This window comes from Cochlodiniinecator piscidefendens (assembly GCF_011326755.1).
In the GTDB taxonomy this organism is placed as follows: domain Bacteria; phylum Pseudomonadota; class Alphaproteobacteria; order Rhodobacterales; family Rhodobacteraceae; genus Cochlodiniinecator; species Cochlodiniinecator piscidefendens.
The window spans coordinates 32,648-42,537 of record NZ_JAAOIE010000013.1; the positions used below are offsets into that span (position 1 = coordinate 32,648).

Here is a 9,890-nt window from a genome sequence, read left to right on the forward strand (position 1 = left end):
CTCTTTAACCGTGAAGTTTCGGATCAGCGCCGGCGCCGCGTTCATCAATCTGAAGGCCGCGTTCAAACCGCTTTAGATCATGATTTGCGATCACCTTATGGGGGCGGTCATTTGCAATGAGATCTGCAAAATAGGTTCCTGCAGCTGGGGTTGCTTTGAAGCCCCCATAGTTCCAGCCAGCATTCAGGTAGAGGTTATCAACGGGCGTTTTGCAGATGAAATGGGATCCATCCATCGACATGTCGACGACGCCCGACCAATGGCGCAACAGCCGAACACGGCCCAAACACGGTAGAACGGCCATTGCCGCTTCGGCGACGTCTTGGACAATGGGTAGATTGCCTTTTTGAGCATAGGATTTATACCAATCTAGATCGCCGCCAAAGACCATTCCACCTTTGTCCGATTGTGAAATATAGAAGTGTGCGCCGCCCATGCCAAAAACGACAACCTGATCAAGTAGGGGTTTAAGTGGTTCAGATACAAAGGCCTGCAGTTTGTGGGATTCAATGGGGAGCTGACCCATGCCAGCCATCGACCAAAGCCGCGATGTGTTCCCAGCAACTGCCAAGCCGACTTTATGAGTCTTAATCGTACCGCGGGATGTTTCGATTGCGGTTATTCGGTTCGTGTTACGCGTTATTCCGGTAACTTCGCAATTCTGAATGATATCAACGCCAAGTGCATCTGCGGCCCTTGCATACCCCCAAACAACAGCATCGTGGCGGGCAGTACCCGCACGCTGTTGAACTGCTGCGCCCATAATCGGAAACCGAGCATTGGGACCATAGTTTAAATGGGGCACTGCTGTTTTAAGTTGATCCAGTCCCCAAATTTCAACATCTGGTGTACCCGTTTGACGCATAACGTTATAGTTGCGCGCAGCGCCATCAATTGCGCCCGGACTATGCAAAAGCGAAATATGAGACCTTTGGCTGAACATGACGTTGTAGTTCAACTCGTGACTTAAGTTCTCCCAAAGCTTCAGAGAGTCTTCGTAGAATTCACGATTTCCCGGTTGTGCATAGTTTGAACGCACAATGGTAGTATTGCGTCCAGCATTCCCGCCACCGATCCAACCTTTTTCGACCACTGCAATATTCTTTATGTTGTGGTTTTTAGCTAAATAATACGCGGTGGCGAGACCATGCAGGCCACCGCCGATCAGCACCACGTCGTAGTGGGATTTTGGTTCGGGGTCACGCCATTGACGCGACCAGCCCTTCTGGCCGGTCACACCGTTCCAGAAGACATTCCAAGCGGAAAATCTAGTCATGGTTTTTCAATCTATGAGGGTCGGACTTGGTTTATTCCGACGGAAGCAAGGAGGTGCCAGGGTGCGAGAAAATTTGGCCAAAGCCCTCTAGCTGATCCGTAATTCCAGCGCGCCGCAAGCAGCTCCACATTTGGGCCTGGTTACTGGTAATCACGGGTTTTCCGGTAGCCTTTTCGATCTCTTCTGCGGCTTCCAGCGCGCGAATGCCGCCGCAACTTAAGAAAATGACATCTGCGTCTGGTTGATCAATTTCAACCGCAAATTTTTTCCAATACTCTGGTGTCACAAGCCCCATGTCCCAACCACTGGCAATGTTTAAGCCTTGAATATCCAATACCTCAAAACCGCGTTCGATCAGAAACTCCGCTTCGGCTGTATTAATTTCATCGAGATAAGGCGTACCCACAACGAGCTTTTTCGCGCCCAATTCGTTTAGAGCATCAAGAACTCCCTGGACCAGACACATTGGGCGTGCCCAAGGGGCCCCTTTTTTTATCTCTGACATCACGCGTTCTTCGCCGATCACAATAGATCCGCTGGTACAGCTGTAGCTTACCACATCTGGCTCCGCTTCGGGCTGAATGCGCGAGGCCGCGTCTGCCATATGTTCGATATGGCGGGACAACGTTTCATTTGTTGTATGATCATCTGTTTTTAGACGCGTGACATAAACAGCCACCCCTTCAGGGGCCATATCTTTGAAATCACTTTCAGCAGAGGGGTCAGTGGACATCAGAATAAACCCGAGCTTGGCCCGATGGTGACGGCCCTTGTCCATTTCTGGCGTCCGAGGTTTTGATGAAATTGTGTCGCCGGATTTAAACATTTTACAAGATCACCTCTTCTAGCGATTTTGGGGATGTCGTGACGGGTTCCCAACCGTCGTCTGTGATAATGAAACTATCGCCGACTTGGGCCCGGAAGGTGTCTACGGTGACTGAACCATCCACCGCCAATACCATACCAGGTTGAATGATTGTCGTATCCCCGGTTACCAACTGTGGTGTTTCCAGAAAACTAAAGCCAGTCGCACGGCCACAACGGAATGGGTATTCATAGCCTGCGCCCTGTATCACTTCGGCATAGGCTGCGTGTACGCTTTCAGCTGTAACGCCGGGGCGCAGAACATCGAGTGCCGCTTTTTGACTAGCAACGGCGACTTCGTAAACATCTTTTTCCGTTGGATCAGCGGGTTCGCCTATCCAAAATGTGCGATCAAAACCTAGTTTAAAGCGGTGAAAATTGGTCATGCCGCAGAAACATAGAAAGACAGGTTCACCAGTTTTCATGATCCGGGTGCTGGCGCGGTGGTGGGTTTTAGTAATAGTTTCACCAGACGCCATAATCTGCAGGAAATGGGTGTTGGGGGACATGGATGCATCTTTGTAATGAGCATCCAAAAGTTCCGCTGCTTTGCGTGTTCCGGCTTGCGAGGTGGCAATCGCCACTTCATATTCTGGAACCCCATCTCCTATTGCCAAACGCCCGGCAGCCATCATTGCATCTGCGACCTGCCCTGCGTGCCGCGCAAGCTGCAACTCTTCGCCTGATTTGATCATGCGCATTTCAGCAAGCAAAGGCGTAACATTGCCCAGTTTGTCTGTTTCTACGATCCCATTGACGTAATTACGCACCATTGGCGGCATGTGGTCGGGTTCAATTGCTATTTTTGAAGCAGATTTAATCGCCCCCGGCAATTCTTCGCGCCACTCATTCCCTGCCCCATCGTTCCACGCCGCAATGCGATCAACGCGCGCTTCGGCTTCGGCTTTGGTCAGGTCAATGGTGGGTGTGATTAATAAGCTATTTCCAGCGCTGGACACGACTAAAATCGTGGGGCGGCCGAATTCCATATGCAGATAATCATAGTACCCGGTTAGGTAATAGACGTTGTCGTCATCAGTGATCAACGCAACATCTATACCCGCAGCATCCATTTTCGCCTGTAAGCGTTTCATTCTATCAGTGAACATCAGGCATTCCCCTATAACGTGGCCGGGTTCGGCAAAGATTTTTTTCAGCTTATCGACGGAATATATGTTTTCAAAATGACATCTCATATGAGTTTGTGATAACTTCATGTTATGAAAAATTATCGAAGCGCCCTACCCCCTCTAGATTATCTTCTGTTTTTTGAAGCCGTCGCACGCCATCAAAATTTCACCAAGGCGGCACAGGAATTAAACGTGAGCCAAGCCGCAGTGAGTAAGCGGATCAAGGTATTGGAAGAGTGGTTGAATATACCGCTTATCCATAGAAATGGGCGGGCGATTGAACTATCGACTAATGGCCGAAAGTTAGCTTCAAACACATCCGAAGCCCTTGATTATTTGAGTTTGAGTATGTCGCAATTGCGTCATCAAACACGGGAAAAACTGTCGCTTGCATCGAATGTTGCGATTTCTCAGTTTTGGCTAACACCGCGTATCAATGAATATTTACTGAGCACCGACGCAGTTCCTATCACGGTTACAGCCTCTGACAAGGAATCTGACATTCTAAATGCAGAGAATGACGTCGTCGTGTATTACGGCGATACTATTCCTGTGGGTTGGGATGGCGTTGAGCTATTTGAAGAAACATGGCAACCTCTTTTGGCCCCAAGTTTGCTTGCGCAAGGCCGCCCAATCGAAAGTCTTAAGCTACTTGATTTTGATAAACTTGCACTGAGATGGATCAACTGGTCAGATTTTTCGATGCTGACAGGTTACCCAGAATTTTCAGAGACTGCGCGTGTCAATTTAGGATCATATGGCAGTTCTTTGGATGCAGCGATCCGTGGGAAAGGTATCGCGCTCGGAAGTGCTGACGTCTTGAGCTATGAAATCGAAGCAGAGCGCCTTGTGGCGTTAGAAGGATACATGTTGCCAACGGGCCGAAGCTATTATGTTATTTGGAAAAGTGGTACGCTATCCCAACGCACCAGAGATTTACTCAAAGACGTTGGGATAACAAATTTTCACGATTGGAGTCGTTAAACTGCTTCTCTCACTGCGCTGAGAAATTGCTGAGTACGTTCACGCTGTGGATTTCCAAAGAGTTCAGCAGGTGAACCTTGTTCCTCAATCTTTCCGCCGTAGAAGAAACAAACTCGATCCGAAATGTCACGCGCAAAACCCATTTGGTGCGTAACCATTAACATCGTCAAATTGTGTTCATCCACCAAACCACGAATAACGTTCGTAACTTCGCCGATGACTTCAGGATCGAGCGCAGACGTAACTTCGTCGAATAGCATAACCTTTGGACGCATTGCCAAAGCACGCGCGATTGCGACACGCTGTTGTTGACCACCTGAAAGACGAGAAGGATGTTCATCCTTTTTGTTGATCATGCCCACGAGCTCCAACAATTCTTCGGAACGATCGCGCGCTTCAGCCTTAGAAATTCCGAGGACGTGAACTGGGCCTTCCATGCAATTTTCAAGCGCTGTCATATGAGGAAACAGGTTGAAGTGCTGGAAACACATACCAATATCGGCACGACGTTCGCGCAAGTGACGTTCATTCGCCGGGACCAAACCGCCGTTTTTCGGCATATGTGTCAATGGTTTTCCGTCGACGTATATGCATCCGCCATTGATTTTTTCGAGCGTCATCAACATACGCAGAACAGTGGTTTTACCGGATCCAGATGGACCGATAATAGACACCATTTCCCCAGTGGTAACGTCAAGGTCAAGATCATCGAGAACGACCAATGAACCGTAGGATTTCCGTACGTTTTTGAAACTCACCATTGGGGTGTTTTCACCCGTTAGTTCGTGCGGGTAACCGGACATGTCTTCCATTATTGCAATCCCAATTTACGACGGATGAAGTTTTCAAAGCCCCTTATGAGGCCCGCGGCTGGCAACGAAATTGCCAAAAAGATGAGACCAACCAAAGTGAACGGCTCAAGAAAGCGATAGTGTTCTGACCCAATCGCATTGGCGGTGTGGATGAGTTCTGCAACTCCAATGACCGATAGCATTGGCGTATCTTTGAAAATACCCACGAGATAATTCCCCATCCCAGCAAGGGCAGGCACAATTGCCTGAGGGATGATAATCCGACGGTATTTTTGGGCGATGGTCATGTTCAGAGCCGTTGCCGCTTCCCATTGCCCGCGTGGAACACTGTCCAATCCGCCGCGATATACTTCGGACAGATAGCACGAGTAATGCAGGCCAATGGCAATCATACCTGAGGCCCAAGGGCTTAGACGTAAGCCAAATTGCGGCCCAACGTAAAAGACAAAAAAGATTTGCAACAACAAAGGCGTTGAGCGGATAAATTCAACAAATTCACGCACAACAAACGTTAGGCCGCGGTAAGGAGTACGCTGCGCGATGGCAAGGACGAGCCCCAATACCAAAGCAATTGCATATCCAGCACCAGCCGCAATAAGTGTGTTGCCTGTGGCGACGATCAAGCGCGGAAGAATTTCCCACGCAAATTCCCAATTCCAGTCAAACATAACTTATGCTCTCCCCATTTTGCGGGCCATAAAGCGTTCAAGCCAGCGCATAAACGGCGTCACCAAAAAGCGGGCTAAGATGTAGTAAATGATCAATGCGATTCCAAAGGCTTGCGCAGAGAGAAAAGTAGAAGCATTGATTTGCTTCGTGACAAACATCAGGTCTGCAACAGAGATCAATGAAATCAATGCCGTACCTTTGAGCAGTTCGATCATGAGATTTCCCCACGGCGGCAACATATTAATCAGAGCCTGAGGCAAGATTATGCGCCACATCCGTTTGGCCGGGCTCATATTGATTGCGAGGGCGGCTTCCCATTGGCCTTTTGGCACAGACAGAATTCCACCGCGCACCAATTCAGCACCATATGCTCCGATGTTCATTCCCACGGCAACATAGCCCGCAGTAAATTTATCGATGGAAAAGCCAAACAATGGTAAAACAAAGAAAATCCAATAAAGCTGTACCAAAAGAGATGTCCCGCGGAAGATCTCAATATAAGTCACAGCAAAGCCTTTTAAGACTTTGTTGGTCGAAAGTTTTAGTAACCCCATTGTCAATGCAACTGCAATTCCAAGAATTGCAGCGAGCACAAATTGAGCAACGGTCACGCCTACACCTGAGAGTATGCGCGGCCAATATTGTACAAGAAATTCAAAGATATCCATGGCCCATCTGTCAGTAGAATGAGAGGAATTGGCGGGCCCAATGGACCCGCCACGTCATATGCTTAACGGTTACCGCAAACCCATTCGGCGGTTCTGTCACCAGGGAGGTGAGACGCCGTGTAGCCATACTCAGCAACGGACTCTAGCATCGCTTCAGTACCAACGTAATTTGCCAGTGCTGCGTTAAACTCAGCCATAAAGTCTGCATCTTCGTCGCGAAAGCCGATGCCCACCCAGTTTTTAGTCCATTCAGGAAGCGCCGCTGGATCTGTAACTTCGAATGCACCATCAGATTCTTCGGCCAGATAAACAGCTTCAAAATATGTCAAAGCAGCCGCATCGCCACGGCCTGCACGCATCGCAGCCATCGTTTCTGTTGGTCCAGGAACCTGCATCATTTGACCGTCTTCCAGGCCTTCTCTGCGGGATGCTTCTACAGTGTTAGCGCCGGAATACATGACTAAAACAGAGTCGTCTTGCGCAAGAACGTCAGCGTAGTTGTTGATGTTTCTTGGGTTGCCTGCAGGAACCAAAAATGCATCGCCCATAGAACCGATCGGCTCGGAGAATGCGATATTCTCACAACGGCTGTTCAAGATGTACAAACCACCAGTGATCAGGTCGTAACGGTTTGCTTTAAGACCGGGGATCAGACCGCCCCATTCGGTTACTGTGGTTTCAACGTCATCGTAACCCATTTCAGCCAGAATACCGAGCGCAATTTCGTTCACAAAGCCTTTGGCGTTGCCGTCTTCATCAGGGAAACCCCAAATAGGGATATTCGAAAAACCGATGCGAATTGGTTCGCCTGCTTCGATACGATCCATAAGCGGACCAGCAACAGCTGATATGGCGCTTGACGCGAGTACAAAGCTGGCTGCAGCAATTGTTTTGGTCAGTTTCATAGGCATAATCTCCTCCATGCCGATAGTAACATTGTCGCGCGGAACACCCGCACATAGCTGTGACCCCACGGGCGGTTCGAAGTAGATCAATCACTGCCCTCCTTGCAGTGGTTGGCCTATGTCACTTGGTTTCTCGATAAAGAGGCCAAGTTTCCCGCTGAGTTGAATTGAAAGCCTATAGAAAAGATAAGAGCGTTTTCGTCAAAATTTTCGATTATTCAACAAATATAGTTGCTCTGCCGCTGGGATTTGATTTTAATCGGATCATGGATGACAAAGACCTTGAAATACTAAAACTACTACAAAAAAACGCCCGGATGACAGCCGATGCGATGAGCGCACAGGTTGGCCTTTCCTCTCCTGCTGTCCAAAAAAGAGTAAAGCGCCTGCGCGAAACAGGTGTGATCGAAAATGAAATAGCCGTTCTTTCCCCATCAAAGCTCGGCCGCGAAATGATCGTGATTGTCGAGGTCGTGTTAGAACGCGAAAGCCGCATGCATTTAGATGCATTCAAGCAATCCATGCGCAATGCACCCGCAGTTCAGCAATGTTATTATGCAACGGGTGAAGCAGATTTCATTCTGATTGTCGTGACCAGCGGTATCAAAGAATACGAAGAGTTTACTCAAATGTATTTCTTTGATGAATCAAACGTCAGCCGTTTCACGTCTTCAGTGGTAATGGATCCAGTAAAAGTATCGCTAGACGTCCTCTGATGGGCCCAACTTAATCGCTGTGACAACGATTTCGATAAGGGTCTTACCCTCATCCCCAAGATCAACACCCACACAGGCCCTTTGAGGCCAGTTCTCTTTTGGTCCAATCCATTCGCACCAAACCTCATCCATCTCGGTTTTCAGTGACATATCGTCCAAATAGATCGTCACTTGTAGCAGAGCAGACTTTTCACTGCCTAGTTCTGAAAGCCGTTGGTCTAAGAAAGCCAAGGCGTTATATGTTTGCGCCTTTATCCCATCCGCTGCCATCGGATCATATGCAACAGCATAAACAAGCCCGGCATAGACAGATGCGAGGCTGCGCCCATTAGTGGGCGCAATAATGCGTTCAATACCGAATGAGTTTGTAATCAAAGTTACCTCCGCCTCATGATTAAAAAGTCATGAGACAAAGGTAACTCATTTCGATTGGTATGAGTATTCCTGTTTACTAGGGTCTCACGTCGAATTCTTCGTTTGGGAAAAATTTCTCAAGACGAATATCGGCTGAACGCGCGTGCCCTTCCATTCCTTCCAAACGACTGATCCGTGCGGTTGCGATCGCTAATGCCTTTGAGGCATTTTGATCGCATCTCTGCCAAGTGACCGTTTTTGTGAATTTATGAACCGAAAGTCCGCCCGTGTACCGCGCAGCAGCTGAGGTAGGCAGAACATGGTTTGGGCCAGACGCTTTATCCCCGAAAGGAACTGTTGTTTCTTCGCCCAGAAAAAGCGAGCCATAAGCACTAAGCCGACCCAACCACCACTCAAGGTCAGCAGCCTGAACATGAAGATGTTCAGGCGCATATTCGTCAGAAACCGTCGCCATTTCTTCACGCGTGTCGCACAGAATGACCTCTGCGCGCTCAGCCCAAGATACGCGTGCAGCTGCGGCATTGGGTTCAGGCAGTGTTTCGATCAACTGCGGCGCGCGCGCCATCACGGTTTCAGCCAAGGGTCGTGACGTCGCGATTAGCCATACGGGGCTATCTGGTCCATGCTCTGCCTGACCAACGAGATCCCAAGCAACCAATTCCGGATCTGCGGTGTCATCGGCTATCACTAACGAGTCCGTTGGGCCCGCAAACATATCAATCCCCACTTCACCGAACAGCATTCTTTTGGCTTCAGCCACATAACTATTGCCCGGGCCAACCAAAATATCTGCTTTGGGCGTTCCAAACAAACCATTTGCCATGGCTGCGACACCCTGAACCCCACCTAAGTTGAGAATTGTATCGGCACCGCAAAGATCCATCGCATAGACAATCGCTGCTGGAATTCCCTCGCCTGGGCGTGGTGGTGAAACCGCTGTAATATGCTGCACACCCGCAACTTTCGCAGTTGTGATCGTCATCAATGCGCTCGCGATATGGCTATAACGCCCGCCGGGCACATAACATCCAGCCGCGGAAACCGGGATCTGTTTTTGCCCTGCAAAATGTCCAGGCGTCAGTTCGACTTCACATTCGCCCATGGTTGCTTTTTGCGCCTCGGCAAACCGACGAATGTTGTTATGGGCAAATTGTATATCTGCTTTTAGCGCTTGAGGGACCGAAGCGATTGCCTTTGCGCGATCTGCATCAGTAACAACAATCGCGCCATCCCACCGGTCGAGTTTTGCCGCGTAATCACGCGCCGCATCTTCACCACCGCGTTCAATATTTGCGAGCATGATTGCCACTGTGTCGCGGACGTTAGCGGTTTCGGCCGGAGGTCGCGCATCAGATTTTTTGAGATAAGTAATCATGCGTTTAGTTCCTCGGATATGTCATATTTGGGTCGTAGTTTGTTTGGTTTACGACAGTGCAATTTTTATGTGCGCCCATGCTTAGGATTTGCGCGGTTGTTCCGATGTTGCTGTAC

General features: G+C 49.1%; 11 protein-coding genes. 2 read left to right on the forward strand and 9 right to left on the reverse strand.

The window, feature by feature from the left end; all coding sequences use genetic code 11:
• Positions 1–4 precede the first annotated feature (4 nt).
• The 3 genes from G9C99_RS17990 to G9C99_RS18000 are packed head-to-tail and all read right to left on the reverse strand — an operon-like array spanning position 5 to position 3,249.
• Positions 5–1,276 (reverse strand): sarcosine oxidase subunit beta family protein, encoded by a 1,272-nt coding sequence (locus G9C99_RS17990; RefSeq protein WP_166418930.1) that lies wholly within the window; start codon positions 1,274–1,276, stop codon positions 5–7.
• Between the two features lie 31 nt (positions 1,277–1,307).
• Positions 1,308–2,102 carry a maleate cis-trans isomerase family protein gene (locus G9C99_RS17995; RefSeq protein WP_166418931.1) on the reverse strand — a complete coding sequence of 265 codons (795 nt, stop codon included), beginning with the start codon at positions 2,100–2,102 and terminating at the stop codon, positions 1,308–1,310.
• A 1-nt stretch (position 2,103) separates the two neighbouring features.
• Positions 2,104–3,249 carry a M24 family metallopeptidase gene (locus G9C99_RS18000; RefSeq protein ID WP_166418932.1) on the reverse strand — a complete coding sequence of 382 codons (1,146 nt, stop codon included), beginning with the start codon at positions 3,247–3,249 and terminating at the stop codon, positions 2,104–2,106.
• Between the two features lie 111 nt (positions 3,250–3,360).
• Here G9C99_RS18000 and G9C99_RS18005 point away from each other — a divergent pair, with 111 nt between their 5' ends.
• Complete coding sequence (locus tag G9C99_RS18005; RefSeq protein ID WP_166418933.1) at positions 3,361–4,254, forward strand: LysR family transcriptional regulator; 894 nt, start codon at positions 3,361–3,363, stop codon at positions 4,252–4,254.
• Here the strand turns inward: G9C99_RS18005 and ehuA are convergent.
• The 4 genes from ehuA to G9C99_RS18025 all read right to left on the reverse strand — a co-directional run bounded on the left by ehuA (position 4,251) and on the right by G9C99_RS18025 (position 7,398).
• On the reverse strand, positions 4,251–5,066 hold the full coding sequence (gene ehuA / locus G9C99_RS18010; protein WP_166418934.1) for an ectoine/hydroxyectoine ABC transporter ATP-binding protein EhuA: 816 nt from the start codon (positions 5,064–5,066) through the stop codon (positions 4,251–4,253). The two genes, G9C99_RS18005 and ehuA, sit on opposite strands and share 4 nt — an antisense overlap.
• Positions 5,066–5,734: an ectoine/hydroxyectoine ABC transporter permease subunit EhuD gene (gene ehuD, locus G9C99_RS18015; RefSeq protein WP_166418935.1), complete on the reverse strand. Its 669-nt coding sequence runs from the start codon at positions 5,732–5,734 to the stop codon at positions 5,066–5,068. The genes ehuA and ehuD overlap by 1 nt, the downstream gene beginning before the upstream one ends.
• 3 nt (positions 5,735–5,737) lie before the next feature.
• The gene (ehuC, locus tag G9C99_RS18020) at positions 5,738–6,403 is read right to left on the reverse strand and encodes an ectoine/hydroxyectoine ABC transporter permease subunit EhuC (protein ID WP_166418936.1); all 666 of its coding nucleotides are present in this window, start codon (positions 6,401–6,403) and stop codon (positions 5,738–5,740) included.
• Between the two features lie 62 nt (positions 6,404–6,465).
• Positions 6,466–7,398, reverse strand: coding sequence for a transporter substrate-binding domain-containing protein (locus G9C99_RS18025; protein ID WP_231704137.1), 933 nt, complete (start codon positions 7,396–7,398; stop codon positions 6,466–6,468).
• Between the two features lie 176 nt (positions 7,399–7,574).
• On the opposite strand from G9C99_RS18025, the gene G9C99_RS18030 reads away from it, so the two are divergent.
• The gene (locus G9C99_RS18030) at positions 7,575–8,024 is read left to right on the forward strand and encodes an Lrp/AsnC family transcriptional regulator (RefSeq protein WP_166418937.1); all 450 of its coding nucleotides are present in this window, start codon (positions 7,575–7,577) and stop codon (positions 8,022–8,024) included.
• Here the strand turns inward: G9C99_RS18030 and G9C99_RS18035 are convergent.
• Together G9C99_RS18035 and hisD are read right to left on the reverse strand one after the other, a co-directional pair.
• Positions 8,010–8,399 (reverse strand): RidA family protein, encoded by a 390-nt coding sequence (locus G9C99_RS18035; RefSeq protein WP_166418938.1) that lies wholly within the window; start codon positions 8,397–8,399, stop codon positions 8,010–8,012. The two genes, G9C99_RS18030 and G9C99_RS18035, sit on opposite strands and share 15 nt — an antisense overlap.
• A 76-nt stretch (positions 8,400–8,475) precedes the next feature.
• Positions 8,476–9,774 carry a histidinol dehydrogenase gene (hisD, locus tag G9C99_RS18040; RefSeq protein ID WP_166418939.1) on the reverse strand — a complete coding sequence of 433 codons (1,299 nt, stop codon included), beginning with the start codon at positions 9,772–9,774 and terminating at the stop codon, positions 8,476–8,478.
• Between the last annotated feature and the right edge of the window lie 116 nt (positions 9,775–9,890).

Bases quoted from the DNA above. Each gene is read 5' to 3' on its own strand.
- G9C99_RS17990 (WP_166418930.1), bottom strand. From the start codon at position 1,276: ATGACTAGATTTTCCGCTTGGAATGTCTTCTGGAACGGTGTGACCGGC.
- G9C99_RS17995 (WP_166418931.1), bottom strand. From the start codon at position 2,102: ATGTTTAAATCCGGCGACACAATTTCATCAAAACCTCGGACGCCAGAA.
- G9C99_RS18000 (WP_166418932.1), bottom strand. From the start codon at position 3,249: ATGTTCACTGATAGAATGAAACGCTTACAGGCGAAAATGGATGCTGCG.
- G9C99_RS18005 (WP_166418933.1), top strand. From the start codon at position 3,361: ATGAAAAATTATCGAAGCGCCCTACCCCCTCTAGATTATCTTCTGTTT.
- ehuA (WP_166418934.1), bottom strand. From the start codon at position 5,066: ATGGAAGACATGTCCGGTTACCCGCACGAACTAACGGGTGAAAACACC.
- ehuD (WP_166418935.1), bottom strand. From the start codon at position 5,734: ATGTTTGACTGGAATTGGGAATTTGCGTGGGAAATTCTTCCGCGCTTG.
- ehuC (WP_166418936.1), bottom strand. From the start codon at position 6,403: ATGGATATCTTTGAATTTCTTGTACAATATTGGCCGCGCATACTCTCA.
- G9C99_RS18030 (WP_166418937.1), top strand. From the start codon at position 7,575: ATGGATGACAAAGACCTTGAAATACTAAAACTACTACAAAAAAACGCC.
- hisD (WP_166418939.1), bottom strand. From the start codon at position 9,774: ATGATTACTTATCTCAAAAAATCTGATGCGCGACCTCCGGCCGAAACC.